This window comes from Microbispora rosea (assembly GCF_900156315.1).
Lineage (GTDB): Bacteria > Actinomycetota > Actinomycetes > Streptosporangiales > Streptosporangiaceae > Microbispora > Microbispora rosea.
The window spans coordinates 59,993-85,951 of record NZ_FTNI01000035.1; the positions used below are offsets into that span (position 1 = coordinate 59,993).

At 71.9% G+C, this 25,959-nt stretch carries 20 protein-coding genes; 6 read left to right on the plus strand and 14 right to left on the minus strand.

Annotation, left to right across the window (positions count from 1 at the left end; genetic code table 11):
* The first annotated feature begins 216 nt into the window (after positions 1 to 216).
* The 4 genes from BXA11_RS35375 to BXA11_RS35390 all read left to right on the plus strand — a co-directional run bounded on the left by BXA11_RS35375 (position 217) and on the right by BXA11_RS35390 (position 7,807).
* Positions 217 to 2,703 carry a glycoside hydrolase family 9 protein gene (locus BXA11_RS35375; RefSeq protein ID WP_076441691.1) on the plus strand — a complete coding sequence of 829 codons (2,487 nt, stop codon included), beginning with the start codon at positions 217 to 219 and terminating at the stop codon, positions 2,701 to 2,703.
* A gap of 13 nt (positions 2,704 to 2,716) precedes the next feature.
* On the plus strand, positions 2,717 to 5,449 hold the full coding sequence (locus BXA11_RS35380) for a glycoside hydrolase family 9 protein (protein ID WP_239105013.1): 2,733 nt from the start codon (positions 2,717 to 2,719) through the stop codon (positions 5,447 to 5,449).
* 64 nt (positions 5,450 to 5,513) lie between these two features.
* Entirely contained in the window at positions 5,514 to 6,947 is a 1,434-nt protein-coding gene (locus BXA11_RS45085) for a cellulose binding domain-containing protein (protein WP_159454896.1), read from the plus strand.
* Positions 6,948 to 7,039: 92 nt separating this feature from the next.
* Entirely contained in the window at positions 7,040 to 7,807 is a 768-nt protein-coding gene (locus BXA11_RS35390; protein WP_083744809.1) for a ribonuclease HII, read from the plus strand.
* A gap of 79 nt (positions 7,808 to 7,886) precedes the next feature.
* Here BXA11_RS35390 and BXA11_RS35395 read toward each other — a convergent pair whose 3' ends face one another.
* The 10 genes from BXA11_RS35395 to BXA11_RS35435 form a co-directional block, all read right to left on the minus strand.
* On the minus strand, positions 7,887 to 9,071 hold the full coding sequence (locus BXA11_RS35395; RefSeq protein WP_076441629.1) for a CU044_5270 family protein: 1,185 nt from the start codon (positions 9,069 to 9,071) through the stop codon (positions 7,887 to 7,889).
* A gap of 41 nt (positions 9,072 to 9,112) precedes the next feature.
* Entirely contained in the window at positions 9,113 to 9,670 is a 558-nt protein-coding gene (locus BXA11_RS35400) for an RNA polymerase sigma factor (protein WP_076441631.1), read from the minus strand.
* A 326-nt stretch (positions 9,671 to 9,996) separates the two neighbouring features.
* Positions 9,997 to 10,410 (minus strand): aspartate 1-decarboxylase, encoded by a 414-nt coding sequence (gene panD / locus BXA11_RS35405; RefSeq protein WP_076441633.1) that lies wholly within the window; start codon positions 10,408 to 10,410, stop codon positions 9,997 to 9,999.
* Between the two features lie 87 nt (positions 10,411 to 10,497).
* A complete protein-coding gene (locus BXA11_RS35410; protein WP_076441635.1) occupies positions 10,498 to 11,121 on the minus strand; it encodes a sarcosine oxidase subunit gamma in 624 nt (207 codons plus the stop codon).
* Entirely contained in the window at positions 11,114 to 13,996 is a 2,883-nt protein-coding gene (locus tag BXA11_RS35415) for a 2Fe-2S iron-sulfur cluster-binding protein (protein ID WP_204053680.1), read from the minus strand. The genes BXA11_RS35410 and BXA11_RS35415 overlap by 8 nt, the downstream gene beginning before the upstream one ends.
* Positions 13,993 to 14,271 carry a sarcosine oxidase subunit delta gene (locus BXA11_RS44135; protein ID WP_030510626.1) on the minus strand — a complete coding sequence of 93 codons (279 nt, stop codon included), beginning with the start codon at positions 14,269 to 14,271 and terminating at the stop codon, positions 13,993 to 13,995. The genes BXA11_RS35415 and BXA11_RS44135 overlap by 4 nt, the downstream gene beginning before the upstream one ends.
* A gap of 17 nt (positions 14,272 to 14,288) precedes the next feature.
* Entirely contained in the window at positions 14,289 to 15,536 is a 1,248-nt protein-coding gene (locus tag BXA11_RS35420) for a sarcosine oxidase subunit beta family protein (RefSeq protein ID WP_076441637.1), read from the minus strand.
* Positions 15,533 to 16,798 (minus strand): serine hydroxymethyltransferase, encoded by a 1,266-nt coding sequence (gene glyA, locus BXA11_RS35425; protein WP_076441639.1) that lies wholly within the window; start codon positions 16,796 to 16,798, stop codon positions 15,533 to 15,535. Before glyA ends, BXA11_RS35420 begins: the two co-directional genes overlap by 4 nt.
* A gap of 26 nt (positions 16,799 to 16,824) precedes the next feature.
* Complete coding sequence (locus BXA11_RS35430) at positions 16,825 to 19,263, minus strand: GcvT family protein (RefSeq protein ID WP_076441641.1); 2,439 nt, start codon at positions 19,261 to 19,263, stop codon at positions 16,825 to 16,827.
* Positions 19,264 to 19,455: 192 nt separating this feature from the next.
* Positions 19,456 to 20,508, minus strand: coding sequence for a saccharopine dehydrogenase family protein (locus BXA11_RS35435; protein ID WP_076441643.1), 1,053 nt, complete (start codon positions 20,506 to 20,508; stop codon positions 19,456 to 19,458).
* Positions 20,509 to 20,657: 149 nt separating this feature from the next.
* Between BXA11_RS35435 and BXA11_RS35440 the strand changes: the two genes are divergently transcribed.
* On the plus strand, positions 20,658 to 21,581 hold the full coding sequence (locus tag BXA11_RS35440; protein WP_076441695.1) for an AraC family transcriptional regulator: 924 nt from the start codon (positions 20,658 to 20,660) through the stop codon (positions 21,579 to 21,581).
* Positions 21,582 to 21,624: 43 nt separating this feature from the next.
* Here BXA11_RS35440 and BXA11_RS35445 read toward each other — a convergent pair whose 3' ends face one another.
* Complete coding sequence (locus BXA11_RS35445) at positions 21,625 to 22,410, minus strand: IclR family transcriptional regulator (protein ID WP_076441645.1); 786 nt, start codon at positions 22,408 to 22,410, stop codon at positions 21,625 to 21,627.
* A gap of 109 nt (positions 22,411 to 22,519) precedes the next feature.
* Here BXA11_RS35445 and purU point away from each other — a divergent pair, with 109 nt between their 5' ends.
* Complete coding sequence (gene purU, locus BXA11_RS35450; RefSeq protein ID WP_030510633.1) at positions 22,520 to 23,386, plus strand: formyltetrahydrofolate deformylase; 867 nt, start codon at positions 22,520 to 22,522, stop codon at positions 23,384 to 23,386.
* A gap of 21 nt (positions 23,387 to 23,407) precedes the next feature.
* Here purU and BXA11_RS35455 read toward each other — a convergent pair whose 3' ends face one another.
* From BXA11_RS35455 to BXA11_RS35465, 3 genes are all read right to left on the minus strand, one after another.
* Positions 23,408 to 24,058 (minus strand): response regulator, encoded by a 651-nt coding sequence (locus BXA11_RS35455; RefSeq protein WP_030510634.1) that lies wholly within the window; start codon positions 24,056 to 24,058, stop codon positions 23,408 to 23,410.
* Positions 24,055 to 25,305, minus strand: coding sequence for a sensor histidine kinase (locus tag BXA11_RS35460; RefSeq protein WP_076441647.1), 1,251 nt, complete (start codon positions 25,303 to 25,305; stop codon positions 24,055 to 24,057). Before BXA11_RS35460 ends, BXA11_RS35455 begins: the two co-directional genes overlap by 4 nt.
* 102 nt (positions 25,306 to 25,407) lie before the next feature.
* A complete protein-coding gene (locus BXA11_RS35465; protein WP_076441649.1) occupies positions 25,408 to 25,767 on the minus strand; it encodes a hypothetical protein in 360 nt (119 codons plus the stop codon).
* Between the last annotated feature and the right edge of the window lie 192 nt (positions 25,768 to 25,959).

The window sequence follows — 25,959 nt, forward strand, 5'->3', positions numbered from 1 at the left end:
GCGCAGCTGACGCGGCGCGGAGCTGAAAGTTTCAGCTCCGCGACATGCCCTCGACCGCCCTGACCTGGACGTATCGCTCCGTGACCGGAGCGTGCTTGGATCGCGCCACCTCGCGTACGCACCATCCGGGCGGGAGTCCTCCCGAGATCGTCCCGCCCGCTTCCGGGGCGGCCCCGCGCGGCGGGGCCGGCCCGTCGTCCTTTCGAGGGGCACGTGATGCGACTACCGCGACGGCTGCTGAGCGCGAGCACGGCGACCGCACTGGCCGGCGCCCTGCTGGCCGTCACCTCGACTTCCACCCCTGTTGCGGCCGCGTCCTTCAACTACGGCGAGGCGCTGCAGAAGTCGTTCCTGTTCTACGAGGCGCAGGAGTCGGGGCACCTCCCGTCCACCAACCGGGTGACCTGGCGCGCCGACTCGACCGTCAACGACGGGAAGTCCGCCGGGGTGGACCTGTCCGGCGGCTTCTACGACGCGGGCGACCACGTGAAGTTCGGCTTCCCGATGGCGGCCATGACCACCACGCTGGCGTGGGGCGGCGCGGACTACCGGGCGTCCTACGAGCGCTCGGGCCAGCTGCCGTACCTGCTGAACACGCTCCGGCAGTCGAACGACTACTTCATCGACGCCCACCCCGAGCCGAACGTCCTGTACGTCCAGGTCGGCGACGGCGGTGAGGACCACTCCTACTGGGGAGCGCCGGAGACCGTCGAGGCCAAGGGCCACAAGCGACCGGTCTACAAGATCACCGCGTCGTGCCCGGGCACCGACGTCGCCGCCGAGACCGCCGCCGCGATGGCCGCCTCGTCGGTCGTCTTCCGGCCCACCGACCCGTCGTACGCCGACACGCTGCTCACCCACGCCAAGCAGCTGTTCACGTTCGCCGACACGACCAAGGGCACGAACGGCCGCGACACGGCGTACGTGAACTGCGTCAGCGCCGCGCAGGGGTTCTACAACTCCACGGGCGAGGGCGGGCAGGTCGAGGGCGCCACGAAGATGTATTGGGACGAGCTGGCCTGGGCCTCCGTCTGGCTCTACCGGGCCACCGGCACCGCGAGCTACCTCGACCGGGCCCGCGAGTTCTACCCGAAGATGGGCACCCAGGAGGACCCGGGCAGCAACGGGCAGCAGGTGCCGGTCTTCAACTTCGGCTTCGGCTGGAACGACAAGCAGTACGCCGTCTACGAGCAGATGGCCGAGCTGACCGGCGAGCAGAAGTACAAGGACGACGTCCAGCGCTACCTCGACTACTGGACGGTCGGATACAAGGGCAAGAAGGGCACGATCACGCCCGGCGGCCTGGCGTACATCTTCTACTGGGCCTCGCTGCGCATGGCCGCCAACACGGCCTTCGTCGCGATGAGGTACGCGGACTTCCTCGGCTCGGGAGACTCGCTGTACGCGCGCTACCACGACTTCGGCAAACGGCAGGTCGACTACGCGCTGGGCGACAACCCCAGGCACTCCAGCTACATGATCGGCTTCGGGACCAACCCGCCGCGCAACCCGCACCACCGCGGCGCGCACGGCTCCTGGACCAACGCCGGTCCCGACGGCGAGCCCACCGTCAGCAGGCACATCCTGTACGGCGCGCTGGTCGGCGGCCCGGACGGCGCCGACGCCTACACCGACAGCCGCGGCGACTACGTGAAGAACGAGGTCGCGCTCGACTTCAACTCCGGCATCACCAGCTCGCTCGCCGTCCTCTACGGCGAGTACGGCGGCTCGCCCCTGGCCACGCTGCCGCGCGAGACGCCCGACGGCCCGGAGTTCTCCCTGGAGCCGACCATCACCCACACGAGCCGGGAGACGGCGGCCAAGACGTTCGTCATCAACAAGTCGGCCTGGCCGGCGACCGTGCTCGACAAGGCGAAGTTCCGCTACTACTTCACGCTCGACGGCTCGACGACGGCGAGCCAGGTCACGGTGAGCACGTCCTACACGCAGTGCAAGCAGCCCACCGGGCCGCACCTGCTGGAGGGGCGCACCTACTACGCCGAGGTCGACTGCACCGGGACGCTCATCTTCCCCGGCGGCCAGTCGGAGTATCGCCGCGAGGTGCAGCTGCGCATCGGCGTGGCCGACGGCGCGACCTGGGATCCGTCCAACGACTGGTCGGCCAAGGGCGCGGACCACATGACGCTGTACGGCAACGACGGCCGCGTCATCTGGGGCACGCCGCCCGGCGCCGAGCCCTCACCCAGCCCGTCGCCGTCGCCCTCACGGTCGCCCTCACGGTCGCCCTCACCGTCGCCATCCGCCTCCCCGTCGCCGTCGCCCTCGCCGTCGGCGTCCCCTTCGGCGTCGCCGTCCCCCAGCCCGTCGCCTTCGCCCAGCCGCTCACCGAGCCCGTCCCCCTCCCCCTCTCCGTCTCCGTCCGCTGGTGGCGGGTGCAGGGTGACGTACGCGCCCAACGACTGGGGCGGCGGGTTCACCGCGACCGTCACGATCGCCAACACCGGCACCACCGCGATCAACGGCTGGACCCTCAAGTTCGCCTTCTCCGGCAACCAGAAGATCAGCCCGCCCGGCTGGTCGGCCACGTGGACCCAGACCGGCACCGCCGTCACCGCCACCAGCTTCGACTGGAACAAGACCATCAACCCCGGCCAGTCCGTCCAGATCGGCTTCCAGGGCACCTACACCGGCGGCAACCCCAGCCCGGCCGCCTTCACCCTCAACGGCACCACCTGCTCCTGAGATGAGGCCATCGATGAGACTCCTGTCCCTGGGCGGGGTGGCCGCCATACTGGCCGCCCTGCTCGTCCCGGGCCCGGCGCCCGCTCAGGCGGCGAGCTCGTACAACTACACCGAGGCCCTGCAGAAGTCGATCTACTTCTACGAGGCGCAGCAGTCCGGCAAGAAGCCCGCCTGGAGCCGGGTGGAGTGGCGCGGCGACCGCACGCTGAACGACGGCAAGGCCGCCGGGGTGGACCTGTCCGGCGGCTGGTACGACGCGGGCGACCACGTCAAGTTCGGCTTCCCGATGGCGTTCACCACGACGATGCTGGCCTGGGGCCTGGTCGAGAACCGCACCGGCTACGGGACCCAGCTCACGCCCATGCTGAACAACCTCAAGTGGGCCACCGACTACCTGATCGCCGCCCATCCCGAGCCGGAGACGTTGTACGTCCAAGTGGGCGACGGCAGCGTGGACCACGCGTACTGGGGTCCGCCCGAGGTGATCGACATCAAGGGCATGGCGCGGCCGGTCTACAAGATCACCCCGACGTGCAAGGGCACCGACGTCGTCGCCGAGACGGCGGCGGCCATGGCGGCCTCCTCGATGGCCTTCCGGCCGGCCGACCCGTCGTACGCCGACACGCTGCTCACCCACGCCAAGCAGCTGTTCACGTTCGCCGACACGACGAAGGGCTCCAACGGCCAGGACACGGCGTACACGAGCTGCGTGCCGGGCATCTCCGGCTACTACAACTCGACCTGGGAGGGCGGCTCCGACCACCCGGGCGCGACCAAGATGTACTGGGACGAACTGGCCTGGGCGGCCGTGTGGCTCTACCAGGCCACCGGCACCGGGAGCTACCTCGACAAGGCCCGCGAGTTCTATCCCAAGATGGGCAGCGAGCCCGACGTGGGCCAGGGCGCGGGCGGCACCGCCGTCCCGGCGTACACCTTCGGCCTCGGCTGGAACGACAAGGAGTACGGCGTCTACGCGCTGATGGCCACGCTGACGGGCGAGCAGCAGTACAAGGACGACGTCCAGCGCTACCTCGACTACTGGACGGTCGGATACAAGGGCAAGAAGGGACCGGTCACCCCCGGCGGCCTGGCCTACATCTTCAACTGGGCCTCGCTGCGCATGGCGCTGAACACCGCGTGGGTGGCCCTCGTCTACGCCGACCACCTCGGCCCGGACGACCCCCTCTACGCCCGCTACCACGACTTCGCCAAGCGGCAGGTCGACTACGCGCTCGGGGACAACCCCCGCCACTCCAGCTACATGGTCGGCTTCGGGACGAACCCGCCCACGCACGTCCACCACCGGGCGGCAAGCGGCCAGTACCTCGGCTACATGAGCGACACCAGCGGCCCGAACCTGCACGTCCTGTACGGCGCGCTCGCCGGCGGCCCGGACCAGACCGACGCCTACACCGACAGCCGTACGGACTACGTCCGCAACGAGGTCGCCATCGACTACAACTCCGGCATCACCAACGTGCTCGCGCGGTTCGCCAAGGAGTACGGCGGGACGCCGGCGGCGGGCTTCCCCGCCCCGGAGAACAAGTACGACGAGATCCACGCCGAGACCGGCAACGTCTACACCGGCGTGGACGGCACCTCGCTGAGCGTCACCATCACCAACACGTCGAACTGGCCGCCGCGCGTCCTCCAGTCGGGCAAGGCGCGCTACTACTTCACGCTCGACGGCTCCATCTCCGTCTCCCAGGTGAAGGTGACCGGCGGAGACAGCAACGGCTGTGCCGTGACCGGGCCGACGCTCGCGCAGGACCGCACCTACTACGCCGAGGTGGACTGCACCGGCAAGCCCATCTATCCCGGCGACGCCCAGCTCTACCGCCGCAGCACGCAACTGCGGATCTCGGTGCCGAACGGCGCGACCTGGGATCCGTCCAACGACTGGTCGGCGTCAGCGGCCTCGCACGTGCCGGTGTACGACGGGAACACGCTGGTGTGGGGCACGCCGCCCGGCGGCACGCCCAGCCCGTCGCCCTCGCCGTCGCCGTCGCCTTCTCCGTCCCCATCGCCGTCGCCGTCTCCCTCGCCGTCGGCTTCGGTGGACACCACGCCGCCGAGCGCGCCCACCGGGCTGTGGGTCTGCGGAGCGGACTTCGTCAACGCCGTCCCGATGTGCTGGACGGCCTCGACCGACGACACCGGGGTCACCGGCTATGACGTCTATATGAAGCAGGGCACGAGCTTCACCAAGATCGGCTCGTCCACGTCCGCACTGTACGTCGCCGACAAGCTGGTGGCCGGGACCAGCTACACGTTCTACGTGGTGGCCAGGGACGCGGCCGGCAACACCAGCCAGCCCTCGGCCACGCTCACCGCGACCGCCCAGTCGGGCCTGCCCACCCCGTCCCCCTCGCCCAGCCCCTCTCGGTCGCCGTCGCCCAGCCCGTCTCCATCACCGTCTCCGTCTGCGGGTGGCGGGTGCAAGGTGACCTACGGGACCAGCGACTGGGGCGGCGGCTTCACCGCGACCGTCACGCTCGCCAACACCGGCACCACGGCGATCAACGGCTGGACCCTGAAGTTCGCCTTCCCCGGCAACCAGACGATCACGCCGCCCGGCTGGTCGGCCACCTGGGCCCAGACCGGAGCCAACGTCACCGCCACCAGCCTCGACTGGAACAAGGCCATCAACCCCGGCCAGTCCATCCAGATCGGCTTCAACGGCGCCTACACCGGCAGCAACCCCAAACCCACCGCCTTCACCCTCAACGGCACCACCTGCTCCTGATCCCGCCGACGGCCCGGCGCGTCCCCCGATGCGCCGGGCCGCCCCCATCGGAAAGGTGAACCACATGCCCGTCAAGGGTCTCCGTCCGGCCTCCGTGATCCTGGGCGCCGGCCTCGCGCTCGCCGCGTCCGCCGCGCCTGCCGTCGGCGCAGCTGACACCACCCCGCCCAGCGCGCCGGGAACGCTGTTCCACTGCCCGCTGCCCGGCGCGCCCGGGTCGGGCCTCGGCGTCGGCGTGTCGCTGTGCTGGGGCGCCGCTACCGACGACGTGGGCGTGACCGGCTACGACGTCCAGATCAAGCAGGACGGCGTCTTCACGGCAGTCCGTACGACGACCGGCACCGGTTCCATCGTCAGCGGCCTCACCCTTGGGCAGTCGTACACGTTCCGGGTCATCGCCAGGGACGTGGCCGGGAACGCCGGCCCGCCGTCCAACGAGGTGACGCAGGCCGCGAACTATCTCAGCGGCATGTCGCCGTCCGCTCCCCCGCCCAGCCCGTCGCCGATCGACCGGACCCCGCCGACCCGCCCGGAGGGGCTGGGACCGTACAGCGTCTACATCAACGGAGCGGCGGGCCTGACCTGGACCCGCTCCACCGACAACGTGGCGGTCTCCGGCTACGACGTGTACGCCTGGATCGACGGCGCCTTCAGCAAGGTGCCGGCCCAGGTCTCCACGCCGGCCGACGACAAGGTCCTCGCGATCGTGGGCCTCACTCCGGGGCGCGACTACCTGTTCTACGTCGTGGCGAAGGACGCCGCAGGCAACCTCAGCGCGCCCTCCGACCTGGTCCGCCAGCGGGCCATGGTCGAGCCGCCCGCCGCCAGCCCGAGCCCCGGGACGGACACCACCCCGCCCGGCACCCCGACCGGGCTGACGTCAGTGAGCGGGATGGACATCCCCGGGGGAGTCTTCCTCGCCTGGAACAGCGTCAGCGACGACAGCGGGGTCCCGTCCAAGTACGACCTCTTCCGCCAGACCGACCACGGCTACGCCTACGAGGGCGAGAACGGCATCCCCCGCGACATCGTCTCGGGCCTCGAAGGCGGCAAGCCGTACACCTTCCAGGTCGTCGCCCGCGACGCCGCCGGCAACCTGAGCAACCCCTCCGCGCCGTACACGGCCGTCGCGCAGCCGGGCGGAACCTCCTCGCCCAGCCCGTCGCCGTCCGCGTCCTCCGGTAGCACGTGCAAGGTCACGTACGCGCCCACCACCTGGGGCGGCGGGTTCACCGCCACTGTCACGATCACCAACACCGGCACCGCCGCCATCGCCGGATGGAAGCTCGGCTTCAGCTTCCCGCTCGCCTCCCAGCGGGTCACCAACGGATGGTCGGCCGTCTGGACCCAGTCCGGCACCGCGGTCACGGCCGAGAACTACGAATGGAACAAGACGATCAAGCCGGGCCAGTCGCTGTACCTCGGCTTCAACGGCGCCTACTCCGGTGAGAACCCCCCGCCCGCCGCCTTCACCCTCAACGGCACCACCTGCTCCTGAGGCAGCGCGCGGCTGGGGCACCGGGGTACCCGATCCGTGCTCTGTGCCGGAATCGGCCGGGAAGGGCTCGCCGGGCCTGGGAAGATACGGGGATGACCGACGCCCTGCCCGGACTTGAGCCCGGCGCCCCATCCCCCGCCGCACCCGCGACATCCCCGCGGCGGGCGGCCGGATACGAGATCGAGGACGAGCTGCGTGCCGCGGGGGCGGTCCATATCGCGGGCGTGGACGAGGTCGGCCGCGGCGCGTGGGCGGGCCCGGTGATGGTCTGCGCGGCCGTCACCGCCTTCGGCCCGCCGCCCGAGCTGCCGGGACGCGGGGAGCGCACGGTCCGGCTGACCGATTCCAAGCTGCTCGGCCCGGCCCAGCGGGAGGCGTTCGCCGCGGTCCTGCCCGAGTGGCTCACCTGTCACGCGTACGGCGCGGCCGGACCGGAGGAGATCGACGAGGTCGGCATGACCGAGGCGCTGCGCCGGGCCGCGTGCCGTGCGCTGGAGGCCCTGCCGCTGCGGCCCGACGTGGTGCTCCTCGACGGCGCGCACGACTTCCTCGGCCGGCCGTGGCGGGTGCGGTGCGAGATCAAGGCCGACCAGCGCTCGGTGTCGGTGGCCGCCGCGTCGGTGCTGGCCAAGGTCCACCGCGACCGTCTGATGGCGGAGATCGGCGAGGAGCACCCGGCGTACGGCTTCGCCGCCAACGCGGGCTACCCCTCCCCCGTCCACCAGCAGGCGCTGGCGGAGACGGGCCCGACCCCGCACCACCGGCTCTCGTGGTCCTACCTCGACGACCTCCCCCAGTGGCGGCACCTGCGCAAACACCGCGACCCCCTCGCGGGCTCCGGTCAGATGACCCTCCTCTGAGGCGTCGGCGGCGGGCCGGTCGCGGCATGGCCCGGCGAGATCGTCGCCGCCGTGACCGGCCCGCCGTCACCTACGGAGGTCAGGGCCGGCGGCCGAGGGCGTCCACCCAGCCGGCGTCCACCAGGGTGACCCGGAGGTAGGGGGCGGACGCGCCGTCCCCAGCCACCTCGTACTGCAGCAGCCTGCCCGAGCCCGGGTCCACGATGATCCGATACTCGATGGACTCGCCGTGGTCGCCGGGTTCGGTCGCCGCCAGGGCCGCCCCTGTCCGCCCCAGCGAATCGGCACGCTCGCCCAGCGCGGTCAGGCCCTGCTCACCGGCCAGCACCCGGAACAGCGCGGCCCGCGTGCCCGGCGTGATCGGGGCGTTCAGCAGGTCGACGGCCGTCTGCCACAGGTAGACCGAGAAGTCCTCGTCCGTGCCGCCGGACGGGCGTGCCCGGTACAGCTCGTGCAGACGCCGCCCGAATGCCTTCTCCCCGGTGGGCAACCGGTCCACGTTCCGGATGGTGAGGCTGGGGTTGTCGATCGACAGGACCCGGTCGAGCCGGTCGTCGTCGACGGTCCGGCCCCCCTTGATCAGACGGGGCGATCCCGAGCTGCGCCACTTCTCCTCGTCCTCCGGCGAGCCGAACGTGATCTTCCCGTCGGACCTGCGGACGTTGCGGTTGACGTCCCCCTTCGCGCGGGCACGCCAGCTCTCGTCGGTGCTGCCCGAATAGGCGGCGTACGCCAAGTCGCTCGTCTTCTTCAGTTTGCTCACCTGCGCGTCCAGCCACCGGTCGGCGGCCTCCTTCGAACCGGACGCCGCTCTCCTGTCCCGCTCGGCGGCCAGAGCCTTCAGCTTGGCGACATATGCGTCTTCGTCCACCCGGACCCGGCTGAAGGTGCGCTCGCGGGTGTACCAGTAGCGGCCGGTGCTCGCCGGAGTCCTCGCCGCGCTCTCGGCGGCGGCCAGCAGCACGCTACGGGCGTCGAGGGCGGCGGGACGGGTGGCGACGGTCCGCGAAAGCGCGGCCGAGGGGGCCGGCCCGGGCTGCGGGGCCACGTGGGGAGCGACGATCACTGCTGCGGCGAGCCCGGCGGCCACCAGGCCGCCACTCAGAAGCAACGGGCGCCGCCTGAACGGTACGGCCGCCTTCGGCGGTGCGGGCGGGGTGCGGAAGGCACGGGCGAGGTCGTCCGCGCGGTGGCGGCTGTGGGCCGCCTCGGTCAGCTCCTCCAGCCGTGCGGGCTTGAGCTGGGCGAACATACGGTCGGTCATGCGTTCCTCCGGGGAAGTGCTGCGAGGGGGTTCGGCGGCCATCACGTCTCCTCCGCGAACCGCTGCCTGCCGGCGGCGGTCCGCGCCGGTGAGGTGCTCCTGTTCGATTCGGCGCGTAACGCCCGGACCAGTCGTTTGCGGGCACGATGCAGCCGCACGTTGTAGGTGCGGGTGGAGCAGCCCATGACGGCTGCGGCCTGCTCGGGCGGCAGGCCGTGCCAGCTCGCCAGCGCCATCGCCTCCACGTCCTGCTCGGGCAGGGTCGCCAGCGCGGCCAGCGCGGTGTCCCGGTCGACGACATGGTCGGCGATGTCCCAGGCCACGTTGTCGCGCTCGGTGCCGAGCGCGGCGATGCGGTCCACCAGCGCCTTGCGCCGGCCACGCGAGTCGCGCTGCTTGGCCAGCAGGTTGCGGGCCACGCCGAGCAACCAGGGCAGCACGGGCTCGGGCAGCTCGGCCAGGCGCCGCCAGGCGACCAGGAAGGTCTCGCTGCACACGTCCTCGGCGACGCTGTGGTCGGCGCGCAGCAGTGCGTATCCCAGCACCGCCCGGTAATGCCGGTCGTAGAGGTTCGTGAAGCGTTCTTCGGAATCGTTCACGCCAAGTAGTCCTCGCAGAAGCCCCAGGATTACCACCGAACCCGAAAAGCCGAACCCCGAAGGGGGTTCGGCAGCGCGAGACGTCGACAAGCCGGCGCCCCGCCGGACATCCGCACGGCGGGGCGGTGGAGCGGCGGGCGATCAGCTCCATGGGGCCGCCGGGCACCTCGGTTACGCCGTCATCCGACGTGAGGCTGCCGAGCGGTTCGACGACACCCCTGCGGCCGAGTTCGGCATGGGGCGGGCGGATCGTGGCGGGCGGATCGTGGCGAGCGGGCGCGCGAGACGACCGGCCTCACCGGACAGCGCGGGAGTTCCCCGGCCTCCTACGCGACGTGGTCGCCGGGGGTCAGGCCCATGCCGTCGGGCACGGCGGCGGGGTCGGAGCCCACGTGCAGCGGCTTGTTGTCCTTGTCGACGAAGACGACGCGGGGCTTGAGCGCCTTGACCTCCTCCTCGGCGACCAGCGCGTACGCGATGATGATCACAAGGTCGCCGACCGAGATGAGGCGGGCGGCGGCGCCGTTGATTCCGATGACGCCGGAGCCGGCCGGGCCCTCGATCACGTAGGTGGACAGGCGGTTGCCGTTGTCGATGTCGACGATGTCGACCTTCTCACCCTCGACGAGGTCGGCCTCGGCCATCAGGTCCGCGTCGATGGTCACCGAGCCGACGTAGTGCAGATCGGCCTGCGTGACGGTCGCGCGGTGGATCTTCGACTTCATCAGCGTGCGGAACATGGTCTCCCACCGGGGTGCGGACTGCCCTCCTTACGAGCGCCCTCGATGCTATGTCACACGCCTGACCGGCAGGACCGCGGCCCGGCGTCAGGCCGGGTCGGCCTCCCCGGCCGGGGACGTGACGTACTCGACGGACGCGTCGAGCAGCCACTCCGCGACGTACGCGGCGAAGGACGAGCGGACCAGCAGGCGGAAACCGTCCTCACCGGCGACCAGGACGACTCCCGCCCTGGCCAGCGTGGTCTGGGCGACCCGCCCCGGGCCGAACACCCGGGGGTGCAGGTCCAGCACGCAGCCGTGGGCCAGCACGTCCCGCGCCCGCTCCCCGGCGACCACCAGGGCGGTGCGCTGGGCCGACACGTCGACGACCGAGACGTGCTCGCCGGCCGCCGCCTCGGCAAGCCGCTCCACAAGCCCCGGAGCGGCGCCATCGGGACCGACCACCAGCCACTCGTCGGGCCCGAGCCACAGGACCTCCAGGTCGCCGCCGCCCGCCGCGGTGCCGGGCTCCATCGGCAGCGGCACCCCCATCGCCGTCCCGATGCGCTCCGCCGCCGGGCTCTTGGGGTCCACCCGGAGGTTGATCTGGGACAGGAAGGGGATCTCGGCCAGGCGCAGGCCGCCGCCCGCGCTCGCCGCCTCGAACCTGGCCGCGAACGCCGCGGCCGGACTCCTGCGCTCAGCCATCGACACAGCCGCCGGCTCAACCATCGCGGCGCGCTCCTTCCGGGTCGTACAGGACGTGCGAAGTCACGGTGACGGGCACCAGGTCCGCCCCGACCGGCGCGTACAGCCGCTCGCCGATCCGCTCGCGTCCGCCACTCACCAGCGCGAGCGCGAACGTACGGCCCAGCGCGGCGCTGCGGTAGCTGGAGGTGACGAAGCCGAGCGTCGGGACCGGCGGCTCGGGCAGCGCCGAGGTGTCCACGAGGTGGGCGCCCTCGGGCAGCAGCACGCCGGGGTCCTCGGGCAGCAGGCCGACCAGGTGCTTGCGGTCGGGCCGGGAGGTGTCCGCCCGGGCGAAGGACCGCTTGCCGACGAAGTCGGCCTTCTTCTTCGAGACGATCCACTCCATGCCGAGGTCCTGGGGGGTGACCGTGCCGTCGGTGTCCTGACCGACGATCGGGAACCCCTTCTCGGCACGCAGCACGTGCATGGTCTCGGTGCCGTACGGCGTGACCTCGCCGGACGCCATGACCGCCTCCCACAGGGCGAGCCCGTACCAGGAGGACACGTTGATCTCGTAGGCCAGCTCGCCAGAGAAGCTGATCCGGCAGACCCGCGCCTCGATCCCGGCGACCTCGGCGTCCCGCCACGTCATGAAGGGGAAGCTGTCGTTGTCCACCGCCAGACCCGGCGCGAGCCGCGCCAGCACCTCGCGGGAGCGCGGCCCGACGAGCGCGACGGTCGCCCACTGCTCGGTGACCGACGTGCAGTGGACCCGCAGGTCCGGCCACTCGGTCTGCAGCCACTCCTCCATCCAGTCGAGCACCGCGGCCGCGTTGCCGGTCGTCGTGGTGACGAGGAAGCGGTCGTCCGCCAGCCGGATGACGGTGCCGTCGTCGAAGACCATGCCGTCGGGGCGGCACATCACGCCGTAGCGGATGGAGCCGACCTTGAGCGTGCTCATCATGTTCGTGTAGAGCCGGTCGAGGAGCACCGCCGCGTCGGGGCCGACCACGTCGATCTTCCCGAGCGTGGAGGCGTCCATCGCGGCCACGTCCTCGCGGGCCGCCCGGCACTCGCGCAGCACGGCGGCCTCCATGTCCTCACCCGGGCCCTCGCCCTGCTGCGGGTAGTACCAGGGCCGCTTCCACTGGCCGACGTTCTCGAACAGCGCTCCGCGCGCCACGTGCCACTCGTGCAGCGCGGTGACGCGCACCGGGTCGTGCAGCGGCCCCCGGTCGCGGCCCGCCAGCGCGGCGAACGACACCGGCGTGTACGGCGCGCGGAACGTCGTGGTCCCCAGCTCGGCGACGTCGACGCCGAGCGCGTGCGCCACGACACCGCCGGTCAGCAGCCCGGACGTCTTGCCCTGGTCGTGCGCCGTGCCCGCCGTGGTGTAGCGCTTGACATGCTCGACCGAGCTCAGGCCCGCGCCCGTCGCGCGCAGCACCTCCGCCACGGTGACGTCCCGCTGCAGGTCCACGAAGTGCGTGCCGTAGTCGCCGCTCTCCACGAGCCACACATGCTCGGCGGGTGCGGCGGCGGGCTCCTCCTCGGCGGCAGGGACGTCGATCTCGGGCGGCGCGGTGAGACCGGCCCCGGCGAGCGCGCGGCGGCCCGCCTCGGCGCCGTCCTCCAGGCATTCCCGCAGCGTGCGGACGCCCCGGGCGAACCCGGCGGCCTCCACCGCCTGGCGCGTCTCGCCGGGCGTGAACGCGCCCAGCTCCTCGTCGTAGCGCAGCGTGCCCCCGGCCTGGCTGAACAGGTGCACCACCGGCGTCCAGCCGCCGGACACGAGCAGCAGGTCGGCGGGGATCTCCCGGGCCTGGCCACCCGAGCCCTGTGCTTCCGGGCGCGGAGCGACCTCGACCGAGGAGACCTCGCCCTCCCCCTTCACGGCGGTGACCACGTGGCCGGTCAGGACCTCGATGCCGCGCTCGGCGCAGCGCGCCACCCAGGTCTCGCCGGGGGCGTGCCGTACGTCGGCGATCGCGGCGATCTCGACACCGGCGCGGGCGAGGTCGAGCGCCGCGGCGTACGCGCTGTCGTTGGTGGTGAACACCACCGCTCGCGAGCCGGGCAGGACGCGGTAGTGGTTCGCGTAGGTGCGGGCCGCGCCCGCCAGCATCACGCCGGGCAGGTCGTTCCCGGCGAAGGCGACGAACCGCTCATGGCCGCCGGTCGCCAGCACCACGCGCCTGGCCCGGATGCGCCACACGCGCTCGCGCGCCACGTCGGCGGGCGCCTGGGCGCCCAGGTGGTTCGTCCGGCGCTCCACCGCGATGACGTAGTTGTCGTCGTAGTGACCGAGGACCGTGGTGCGGCGCAGCACGCGCACCTCCGGCAGGGCGGCCAGCGCGGCCGCCTCCCCGGCCGCCCACTCGCGACCGGGCGCGCCGTCGAGCGTCTCGGCCGTGCCGAGCAGGCTGCCGCCCGGCTCGGGCCGCTCGTCGGCGAGGATCACCCGGGCGCCGGCCCGCGCGGCCACGCCCGCGGCGGCGATGCCGGCCGGTCCCGCGCCGACCACGAGCACGTCGCAGTGCGCGTGCACGGCGTCGTAGCGCGCCGGGTCGGGGCGGTCGGCCAGCCTGCCCTGTCCCGGCAGGCCCGTGGCGACCAGGCCGTCGTACAGCTCGACCGTCGTGGCCGTGAGCATGGGCTCGGGGAAGGGCTCCTCGATCTGGACGAGCGCGTTGGGCTCCTCGCTGCCCGCCGCGTACACGCCGCGCGGGCGGCCGAGCTTGATGCTGCTCGCCACCGCGCGCACGCCGTTGGCGAGCAGCGCCGAGGCCAGCGTGTCGCCCTCCAGGCCCGCGTACTCCCGGCCGTCGAACCGGAAGCGCAGCGTCTTTCCCGTCGCCCCCTCACGCCGATACGGCTGTACGGCGGCCCCGCCGGTTCGCTCGCTACGCTCGCTCATGCGATCACCGGCCGCGGCTCGCCCGCGCGATACACGGCGTGGATCTCGTTGGTGGCGGTGTCCCGTACGGCGTTGAACCAGCGGCGGCATCCGGCGGTGTGGCTCCACCGCTCCGCGAACAGTCCCTTGGGGTTGTCGCGGAAGAACAGGTAGCGGGCCCACTCCTCGTCGGACAGGGCGGCCGGGTCCTCCGGATAGGCGACGTGGGCCTGCCCCCCGTAGTGGAACTCGGCCTCGTCCCGCGGCCCGCACCACGGGCAGGGAATCAGCAGCATTCTGTCTGTCTCCGGTGTTAATGCGCGACGGCGGCGGCGCCGTGCTCGTCGACGAGCTTGCCGGTGGTGAACCGGTCGAGCGAGAAGGGGGCGTTGAGCGGGTGGGGCTCGCCGGTGGCCACGGTGTGGGCGTAGCACCAGCCGACGCCCGGGGTGGCCTTGAACCCTCCGGTGCCCCAGCCGCAGTTGACGTACAGGTCCTCGACGGGGGTGAGGCCGACGACGGGCGAGGCGTCGGGGGTCACGTCCACCACGCCGCCCCAGGTCCGCAGCACGTGCGCCCGGGCGAAGACCGGGAACAGCTCCAGCGCGGCCGACATCTGCCGCTCGATGATGTGGAACGCGCCGCGCTGACGGTAGGAGTTGGCCGCGTCGATGCCCGCCCCCATGACCAGCTCGCCCTTGTGCGCCTGGCTCACGTAGACGTGGACCGCGTTCGACATGACGACGGTGGGGTGCACCGGTTCGAGCAGCTCCGACACCAGCGCCTGCAGCGGGTGGCTCTGCAGCGGCAGCGACACCCCGGCGTATCCGGCGACGACCGAGGAGTGCCCTGCGGCGGCGAGCGCGACCTTCCCTGCCGCGATCGGGCCGCGGGTGGTCTGGACGCCGGTCACCCGGCCGTCGCGCACGTCGAGGCCGGTCACCTCGCAGTGCTCGATCATGTCGACCCCGAGGTCGGCCGCCGCCTTCGCGTAGCCCCATGCCACGTAGTCGTGCTTGGCGATGCCGGCCCTGGGCTGGTAGGTGCCGCCGAGCACCGGATAGCGCACGCCGGGCGAGATGTCGACGATCGGGCAGACCTCCTTGACCTGCTCCGGCGTCAGCCACTCGGCGTCCACGCCGTTGAGCCGGTTGGCGTTGACCCGGCGCACGCTGTCACGCACGTCCTGCAGGCTGTGCGCCAGGTTGAGCACGCCGCGCTGGCTGAACAGCAGGGGGTAGCCGAGGTCCTCCTCCAGCCCCTCCCACAGCTTCAGCGCGTGCTCGTAGATGCCCGCGCTCTCGTCCCACAGGTAGTTGGACCGGATGATGGTGGTGTTGCGGGCCATGTTGCCGCCCGCGAGCCAGCCGCGCTCCAGCACGGCGACGTTCGTGATGCCGTGGTTCTTGGCCAGGTAGTAGGCCGTGGCCAGGCCGTGCCCGCCGCCGCCGACGATCACCACGTCGTACGCGCGCTTGGGCTCGGCCGAGCGCCACAGCCGGTCGGGGTGGTCGGGCAGGTCCGCGCCCGGCGTCCTGCGCCCTTGAGTTTCGGGGCTCACTGGGCCGCTCCGTTCAGGCCGGGGTAGAGCGGGTGCTTGGCGGCGAGGGCCTCGACCCGGGCGCGCAGCGCCGTCAGGTCCGCGCCGGGACGCAGCACCTGGGCGATCACGTCGGAGACCTCCTCGAACTCGGGACGGGCGAACCCCCGGGTGGCCAGGGCCGGAGTGCCGATCCGCAGCCCGGAGGTGACCATCGGGGGCCGGGGGTCGAACGGCACCGCGTTGCGGTTGACCGTGATCCCGGCCTCGTGGAGCCGGTCCTCGGCCTGGCGGCCGTCCAGCTCCGATGCGCGCAGGTCGACCAGCACCAGGTGGACGTCCGTCCCGCCGGACAGCACCCGTACGCCCGTCTCGGCGGCGTCGGGGGCGAGCAGCCGGTCGGCGAGGATCCGCGCGCCCTCCAGCGTGCGGCGCTGCCGGTCGCGGAACCAGTCGCCCGCCGCGATCTTGAACGCGACGGCCTTGGCCGCGATGACGTGTTCAAGCGGACCGCCCTGCTGGCCCGGGAACACCGACGAGTTGATCTTCTTCGCGAGGTCCTCGGTGGACAGGATCACCCCGCCCCTGGGCCCGCCGAGCGTCTTGTGCGTGGTCGTGGTGACGACGTGCGCGTGCGGCACCGGCGACGGGTGCAGCCCCGCCGCGACCAGCCCGGCGAAGTGCGCCATGTCCACCATCAGGTACGCCCCGACCTCGTCGGCGATGCGCCGGAAGGCGGCGAAGTCGAGGTGGCGCGGGTAGGCCGACCAGCCCGCGATGATCAGCTTGGGCCGGTGCTCGCGGGCGAGCCGCCCGACCTCGTCCATGTCCACGAGGCTGTCGCTCTCGCGCACGTGGTAGGCCACGACGTTGTAGAGGCGGCCGGAGAAGTTGATCCGCATGCCGTGGGTGAGGTGGCCGCCGTGCGCGAGGTCGAGACCGAGGATCGTGTCGCCCGGCTCCAGCAGCGCGGACATGGCCGCGGCGTTGGCCTGCGCCCCCGAGTGGGGCTGCACGTTCGCCGCCTCCGCGCCGAACAGCGCCCTCACCCGGTCGATCGCCAGCCGCTCGATCACGTCGACGTGCTCGCAGCCGCCGTAGTAGCGCCTGCCCGGGTAGCCCTCGGCGTACTTGTTGGTGAGCACCGAGCCCTGCGCCTGCATCACCGAGACGGGCGCGAAGTTCTCCGAGGCGATCATCTCCAGCGTGGTTCGCTGGCGGCGCGTCTCCTCGCCGATCGCCGCCGCGACCTCCGGATCGGCCTCGGCGAGCGGCGCGTCCATCACCGAATCGTTCACTTCAGTCCTCACTAGCTGCGCAGCCGTTCCATGGCCGGGTCGAACAGGGGCTCCTCGGCGACCACGGCGGTCACCCGCCGGTCGAAGTAGCCGATCTCCAGCGTCCGTCCCGGCGTGGCCAGCTCGGCGGGCAGCCAGGCGTAGGCGATGCCCTTGCCGATCGTGTAGCCGAAGGCCGCGCTGGTGACGTAGCCGACGGCGCTCTCGCCGTCGTACACCGGTTCCTTGCCCATCACCACCTGGGTGGGGTCGTCGACGGTCAGGCAGGTGAGGCGGCGGCGCACGTTCTCCTTCCGCCGCTCCAGCGCCTCGCGGCCGACGAAGTCGCCCTTGTCCATTTTCACCGCGAACCCGAGCCCGGCCTCGTACGGGTCGTGCTCGAAGGTCATGTCGGTGCCGAATGACCGGTAGCCCTTCTCCAGCCGCAGGCTCGCGAAGGCGCCGCGCCCGCCGGCGATGATGCCGTGCCGCTGCCCGGCCTGCCAGAGCGTGTCCCACAGCTTGGCGCCCAGGTCGGCGGTGGTGTAGAGCTCCCAGCCCAGCTCGCCGATGTACGACAGCCGCAGCGCGGTGACCGGCACGGTGCCGATGTACGCCTTCTTCGCCCGGAAGTAGCGGAAGCCCTGGTTGGAGAAGTCGGCGTCGGTCAGCGGCTGGACGAGGTCGCGGGCACGCGGGCCCCACACGCCGAGGCAGCAGGTGCCCGCGGTGATGTCGCGGACCATGACCGAGCCGTCCGGGGGCAGGTGACGGTGGAACCAGTCGAGATCGAGGTTGCCGTTGGCGCCGACCTGGAACACGTCGCGGCCCAGCCGGGCGACGGTCACGTCGCTGCGGATGCCGCCGTCGGTGTCGAGCAGCAGGCAGTAGGTCACCGAGCCGACCGACTTGTCCATCTGGCCCGTCGTCAGCCGCTGCAGGAAGGCGAGGGCGCCCGGGCCGGCCACCTCCAGGCGCTTCAGCGCGGTCATGTCGTACAGCGCGACGGACTCGCGGGACGCCTGGGCCTCCGCGCCGACGATGGGCGACCAGTAGCGCGCCGCCCAGTCGTCGGGCGTGGGGATGTCGCGGCCCTCCAGCAGGCGGGCGTTCGCGCCGTACCACTGCGGCCGCTCGTAACCGACGGCCTCCAGGAAGAAGGCGTCCAGCTCGCGCTGCCGGGTGTGGAAGGGGCTGAGGCGGAGTGGCCGCGGCTCCTCCATCGGCTGGAGCGGGTGGATGATGTCGTAGACCTCGACGAAGTTCTGGCAGTCGCGGGCCAGCACGTAATCGGGCGCGAGCTGGTGCGGCTCGAACCGGTTGACGTCGCACTCGTGCAGGTCGAAGGACGAGCAGTGACCGTCGACCAGCCACTCGGCCATCGCCCTGCCGACGCCCGCGGAGTGGGTCACCCAGACCGCCTCGGCGACCCAGAAGCCCTTCACGTCGGGCGACTCGCCCATGAGGGGCATGTGGTCCTGGGTGAAGGAGAACAGGCCGTTGATGCCCTCGTCGAGCTTGGCCGCGCGGGTGCCGGGCAGCAGCCGCTGCGTCTCGGTCCAGGCGTCCTCGAAGTCCTCCGGCGTGAACGTGAGCACCGACGGCATGACCTCGGCCTCGTCCACGGACAGCAGGTCCTCGGGGCTAACCGGCATCGGCCGGTGGCCGTAGTAGCCGATGCCGACGCCGTCGAACCGCTGGCGATAGTAGAGGTCGGCGTCCTGGTGGCGCAGGATCGGCAGCGTCGCCTCCTCCTCGCGTCCGGCGAGGTCGGGCACCTGCCCCGTCCAGGCGAGCTGGTGGGCGAGCGGGGTGAGCGGCAGCGGCATCCCGACCATGCCGGCGACCTTCGGGCCCCAGATGCCGGCGCAGCAGACCACGACGTCGGCGGGGATCTCCCCCTGGTCGGTCACCACTGCGGTCACCCGGCCGTCCTCGGTGCGGACGTCGAGCACCTCGTGCCGCTCCAGCACCCGTACGCCACGGGACCGGGCGCGCCTGAGCTGCGCCTCGACCGCGCGTACGGCCTTGGCGACGCCGTCGGTGGGGATGTGCAGGCCGCCGAGCACGACTCCGGGGTCGAGCAGGGGGAAGAGCTCGGCGCATTCGGCGGGGGTGAGCAGGCGCGACTCGACGCCCCAGGACGTGGCCCAGCCGTGCCGCCTGTGCAGCTCGGCAAGCCGTTCCGGGCTGGTCGCGACCTCCAGCCCGCCCACCTGGAGGAAGCAGGGCTCGCCGTCGAGGTCGAGGGAGCAGAGCTTCTCGACGGTGTAGCGCGCCATCTCGGTCATGGTCTTCGACCCGTTGATCTGGAAGACCAGTCCCGGGGCGTGCGAGGAGGAGCCTCCGGTCGCGGGCACCGAGCCCTGGTCGACCACGGTGACGTCCGTCCAGCCCCGGGCCGACAGTTCGTCGGCGAGCGCCGCACCGACGACGCCTGCTCCGATGATGACGACGCGCGGGCCCGTCATACCCACCTCCGTTGCTGCATATTTTGTTGCACAATTCGCAACATTATGCGTTTAACGCAACAAGCGTGACGTGTCGCATCCCGGGTGTCAAGCATCAAAAACCGGGCGAAACCGCACCCTCTCGAATGTGCGGCGCCCAGCCTGGACGAGACGCGCGAGGGGTGGCGCGAGGCCCGCCGGGAATCCGGGGGGTCAGCCGGCCGGCGGCTCCTCGATGCTCCAGCGAATCCCGCGGCGGGCGAGACGGTCAAGGAACGCCAGGGAGTCGAACGCCAGGGCGGGGGCGAGGACCCCCGCCCTCACCGGCTCGGCGACCAGGCGGCACGCGCTCTCGACGGCGATCACCGCGGTGGTGCCGTAGGTGTCGGCGCCCCGCACGACGCCGCGGGCACGGCGACCGTCGGCGCCGAGGGCGTCGAGCACGTAGGTGAAGCGCTGCCCCCGGCGGCTCTCCTCGCTCGGCCCTTCAGGCAGGCGCGCGACAACCTCCGCCGGCATCGGCCTGTTCAGCCGCTCCACCAGTTCCGCCTCGGCCAGTCCCTCCATGTGCCGGACGGCGACGTGCCGCGGGACGGTGACCACCTCCGGCAGGGGGAAGCGCGCCACCGGGATCGCCTCGGGCTCCCCCGGCAGGGTGACCGCACCGCGCCGGGCCGGGACGCCCGGCCGCCACGCTCCGTCGTCATAGGTGAGCCCGCCCGCCCTGACCGACTCGATGGTTTCGATCACCGAGCGCAGCGAGCCGCGTGACGGTCCGCCGCCTCCGACGATCACATGGGTGCTGGTGAGCTCGTCCAACGGCCCGAGCCGGGCGGCGAGTCGGTGGGCGAGGAGGTCGGCGGGCAGGCATGCGTCGGTGGTGGCGGGCACCACGGTGACACCGGCCGCCTCGGCCGCCGCCGCGAAAGTCTCGAAGACGCCGTTGATGTAGAGCTGCTCACCCGCGGTGTCGACATAGTGCAGGCCGGCCGCGATCGCGGCGCGCACCACTGCCGCACCCGACGGAGTGAACGGCCCGGCGCAGTTGACGACCGCGTCACAGCCGCGCAGTGCCTCCACGAGCCCGGGATGGTCGTCGACGGCGGCGACACGTCTTTCCGCGTCGGGATGGCCGACCGAGGCTGCGGCCTCTGCCACGCGGACGGGGTCACGGCCGACCAGGACGGCCTCGACGCCGCGCCGTGCCAGCTCGGCGACGACGAGCTTCCCCTGGTATCCGTTCGCGCCGAATACGGCGATCTTCATCTGAGGTCTCCCGGAGGTGCGATCCGGCGCCGTGCGGGTCACAGCGCCCATCGCACCGTAAAGCCGCGCACGAAGACGACTGAATGGCCGAACCGCTCGACTGTTTGCGTCATCGTCTTCTGTTGATCGCCTTCGGTTACGGTGATCAGGTGGATGTCCTCTCAGACGTCGTCAGCACGGCGCGCACCGGCCGGCCGCACGCGGCCCTGGTCACGCGATCCGCTCCTTTCGGCCGCTGGTTTCCCGCCTCGCAGGCCGCCGGGTTCCACGTCGTACTCCAGGGCACGTGCCGGCTCCTGCCACCGGAGGCAGAGCCGGTCGCGCTGGGGCCCGGCGACGTGGCGTTCCTGCCGCGCGGCTCCGCCCATGGCCTGGCCGACGTCCCGTCGACCCCGATGAGCGATTCACCCGCGCCCCTCTCCGGCATCCGTTACGGCGACGCAGGGCGCCCCGCCGCCGGGCAGCCGACGGCGGTCATGCTCTGCGGCGCCTACCTGCTGGACCGATCCGGGCCCCACCCACTCCTGGGCGACCTGCCCGAGGTCATCCACCTGCCCGCCCGGGTAGGCCGGCATCCCGAGCTGCGCGCGGCGGTCGACCTCCTGGGGACCGAACTGCAGCGCCCGCCTCGTCCCGGCGCCGACGCCGCACTCCCCACGCTGCTGGACCTGCTCCTGCTGTACCTACTGCGGGCCTGGTTCAGCGACGGGCATTCCTGCGACGACTCCCGCGCAGGGTGGGTCGCGGCTCTGCACGATCCGTACGTCGCGGCCGCTCTCCGCGCCATCCACGCGGACCCGGGCCGGCGGTGGACCGTCGAGGAGCTGGGCCGGCAGGCACGCCTGTCCCGCGCCGCCTTCGCCCGCCGCTTCACCCAGTTGGTCGGACGGCCGCCGCTCACCTACCTGACCTGGTGGCGCCTGACCACCGCCGCCCGGCTCCTGCGCACCTGCGACGCACCCGTCGACACGATCGCCCAGCAGGTCGGCTACACCTCGCCGTACGCCTTCACCCACGCCTTCAAACGCCAGTACGGAACGCCACCCGGCGCCTACCGCAGCGGCACCGGCTGAACGACGAGGCGCCGCGATCACGGACGAACGTGCACGGCGCAGATCAGCGCCGGGCAGGGCCGAACCATCCCATCCGGGCGGACACCTCCTGCGCTGCCGCCATGACCTGCTCCGCCACGGCGGCGATCGCCGTCTCGGGCATCCGGAAGCTCGGGCCGGACGCGCTGAGCGAGGCCACGACGGAGCCGTCCGCACCGAGGACGGGCGCCGCGACCGCGCTCAGGCCGTCCTCCAGTTCGTCCACCGCCGTCGCGTACCCACGGCGGCGCACCTCGGCGAGTTCCGCGCGCAGCCGGCCGGGATCGGTGACGGTCCGCGTGGCGAGGACGGGCAACCCGGCCGCGATCACCTCCTCGCGCAGCGCGGCGGGCGCGTGCGCGAGCAGGGCCTTGCCGTTGGACGTCGCGTGCAGGGGGATCCGCTGACCCACCCAGTGGTGCAGCTGGAGCGCCGACGGTCCGGCGACCTGGTCGACGTACAGGGCCTCCCGGCCCGCGAGGACGGCCACGTTGACGGTCTCCCCCACCGCGCGGGCGAGCGCGGGCGTGACGGCCCGGCTCTCGCGCACCAGGTCGAGCCGCGCACTGGTCGCCCCGGCGAGCCTGACCACGCCCACGCCGAGCCGATACCTGCCGCGGTCGGTGTCCTGCTCGACCAGGTCGTGGCTCTCCAGCGTCGCCACCAGGCGGAACGCGGTGGACCTGTGCACGCCGAGGGTGGCCGCGAGCTCGCTGACGCCGAGCTCGCCGTCCCGGGCGAGCAACTTCAGGATGGTGAGTGCGCGGTCTACGGACTGTACGGTCGCCCCGTCACCCAACCCGTTGCTCATGACACAACTCTACGCATATTGCGCATCAAGCTCTTGACCTGTTTCTCGCAACGGGTCACTCTGTTGCGTATACGTCACCATGTTGCGTATTACGCACTCAGGAGGATCCATGTCCGCTCGCCAGGGTCGCGAGTTCGTCCTCACGTTCTCCTGCGTCGACCGGCCGGGGATCGTCTACGCGGTGAGCGGCTTCCTCGTCCAGCACGCGGGCGACATCCTGCAGAGCCAGGAGTTCAACGACCGCACGAACGGCCACTTCTTCATGCGGGTTCACTTCGAGGTGCCCGAGGGCCGCGGCGACATCGAGGAGCTGCGCCGCGGCTTCTCCTACGTCGGCGACTCCTTCCAGATGACCTGGCAGATCAAGGACGCCGTGACGCCGACGAGGACGCTCGTGCTCGTGTCGAGGTTCGGCCACTGCGTGAACGACCTGCTCTACCGCCAGCGGGTCGGCGCGCTGAACGTCGAGATCCCCGCCATCGTCTCCAACCACCGGGACCTCGAACCGCTGGCCGAGTTCTACGGCGTGCCGTTCCACCACGTGCCCGTCACGCCCGGCACCAAGCCCGAGGCCGAGCGGCGCGTCCTGGAGCTGGCCGAGGAGCTCGACACCGATCTGATCGTGCTCGCCCGCTACATGCAGATCCTGAGCGACGACATGTGCAAGCGCCTGGAGGGCCGGGCGATCAACATCCATCACTCGTTCCTGCCGGGGTTCAAGGGCGCCAAGCCCTACCACCAGGCGCACGAGCGCGGCGTCAAGCTGATCGGCGCCACCGCGCACTACGTCACCGCCGACCTCGACGAGGGACCGATCATCGAACAGGACGTGGCACGCGTGGACCACTCGCTCGACCCGGGCGAGCTGGTCACCGCGGGCCGCGACGTGGAGGCGCAGGTGCTGGCCAGGGCCGTGCGCTGGCACAGCGAGAACCGCGTCCTCCTCAACGGCGACCGCACCGTCGTCTTCCGCTGACCCCCTCACCGCCGAGTACGTTCACGGACGCTCGGGAGCACCGAGCAGGCCGCGGTTGTACCCCTCCGCGACCGCGGCCGCACGGTCGTTGACGTCGAGCTTCGTATAGATGTTGAGCAGGTGCGTCTTGACCGTGGCCTCGGTGATGAACAGCCGGGCGGCCGCCTCCCGGTTGGTGTGCCCGGCCGCGACCAGGCGCAGCACCTCCAGCTCGCGCTGGCTCAACGGGCCGGTCGACGGCGCCGGGGCCCGCAGCCGGCTCATCAGGCGGGCGGCGACCGACGGAGAAAGCGCGGCCTCGCCGCGGGCGGCCGCGCGTACGGCGCGCAGCAGCTCGTCTCGCGGCGCGTCCTTGAGCAGGTAGCCGGTGGCGCCGGCCTCGATCGCGGGCAGCACGTGGCTGTCGGTGTCGTAGGTGGTCAGCACCAGCACCCGGGCCGGCACGCCGCGCCGGGTCAGCTCGCCGATCGCGGTGACGCCGTCCATGCCGGCCATCCGCAGGTCCATCAGGATCACGTCCGGCCCGAGCGCCTCGGCCAGCCGGACCGCCTCGGCCCCGTCCGCCGCCTCGCCGACCACGGTGAACTCGGGGTCGCGGGCGAACATGCTGCTCAGCCCGTCCCGTACCACCGGGTGGTCGTCGGCGATGAGCAGCTTGATCGGGTCACTCACGCGCGCACCTCCGGCGCCTCGGCGGGCAGGCAGGCCGAGATCCCCGTCCCGCCCCCCACCTCCGATTCGATCTGCAACGTGCCCGGCAGCGCCTCGATCCGCTGCCGCATCGCCACCAGCCCGAAACCCCCGTCGCGCTCGACCTGGGCGGTCGGGTCGAAGCCGCAGCCGTCATCGCGGACGTCGAGGGCCACCTGCTGGTCCATGTAGGAAAGCGTGAGACCGACGCGGGTGACGGTGCCGGCATGCTTGGCGACGTTGGCCAATGCCTCTTGGGCGACCCGTAACAGGGCGACCTCGGCCTCCGGGCGCAACGTGCGGGTTTCGCCGGTGACCGTGACCTGGACCGGGATGCCGTGACGGGCCGACCACCTGGCCGCCACCTCGGTGACGGCGTCGGCCAGGCGGCCGGTCTCCAGCGGCTCCGGGCGCAACTCGTTCACCGAGCGCCGCGCCTCGGTCAGGCCCTCCCGGGCCAGCGCGGTCGCCGCCTCGTGGTGCCGGCGCCACGCGGCCGGGTCGTCCGCCGCGTGCTCGGCGGCCTGCAACTGCGTGACGATGCCGGTCAGGCTCTGGGCCAGCGTGTCGTGGATCTCCCGGGCCATCCGGGCCCGCTCGCCCAGGACGCCGGCCGCGCGGGCCTGCTCCACCAGCCGGCCCTGCAGCGCCGCGTTCTCGGCCAGCGCCGCGGCCAGCCGCGCGTTGGCCTCCCGGGCCTCGCGCAGCGCCGCCTCCCGGGAGTCGTAGTACCGCTCGCCGATCTGGCCCATCCAGGCCAGCAGGCACATCGGCGCGATGTTGACGAGCAGGATCCCCAGGTACTCGAGGCGGCCGACCCAGGAGCCGGTGTCCAGGCCGGCCGACTGCGCGGTTCCGGCCACCACCGCGACGCCGGCGATGAAGTACAGCTCGCGCGGCCAGCCGATGATTCGGTACGCGTAGAAGTACAGCGCCGGCGTGTACAAGCCGAACCACGGATTGCGCAGGACCATGACCAGCCCGAACAGGATCAGGCCTGCCAGGAAGACGCCCATCACGCCGACCCGGTCGCGCCACGCCGGGTGCAGTGTGAAGAGCGCCAGGCTCCACACCGCGGCCGCCGCGCAGAGCATGAGATCGATGGCGAGGGAGCCGGGCTGGTCGTGCTTGAAGGCGATGGTCAGGGCGGCCATGACGGCCAGCAGCACGTAGGGCACCACGGTGACCATGGGCCGGAACCGCTGTTCCCAGCCCGCCGGCCCGGCCATCTGCCAACTCTGCATCGCGTACCTACTCCCAGTGGGACAATCTAGCCGCCGCCCCGACCGCCCACACGGGCGACGTGAGCAGAGCGAACTCGATCACCGCACTCACGGCCGGACCACCGAGCGCCGGTTGACCTGCACGACCACGGCCAGCAGGAGCAGGCCGCAGACGCCCTGCTCGAGCTTGAACCAGAGCGGGAACAGTCCGGGCAGCGCGATGATCACCGCGATCGCGACCACCATGACCGCGGTGACGACGCGCAGCCGCAACAGCATCCGGCGGTCGCCGCGGGCCGCCCGGACCGCGAAGAACAGCGTGAGCAGCGAGCCGACGGCGACGATCACACCGCGGACCCAGACCTCGGTGGTGACCATCGTCGCGTCGTGCCGAAACACGATCATCGCCACCAGTGTCAGCAGGCTGACCGCGGCGTACCCGCTGATCAGCCAGACCACATTGCGCATGTCAGTGTGCCTCCGTCTTCTCGTTCGCGACGGGATTCAGCGTCGCAACAGAGGCACCTCAAACGGATCGCCCGATCTCCCGAGCGGGCGGTGGAAGCGGCGACTCGCCCAGGCGGTGGAGCGACTCCACCGATCGGTGGATTCCGGGGCGTGCCGCCGACTCTCTCCTGGGAATCCCGCGACGCCCCAGCT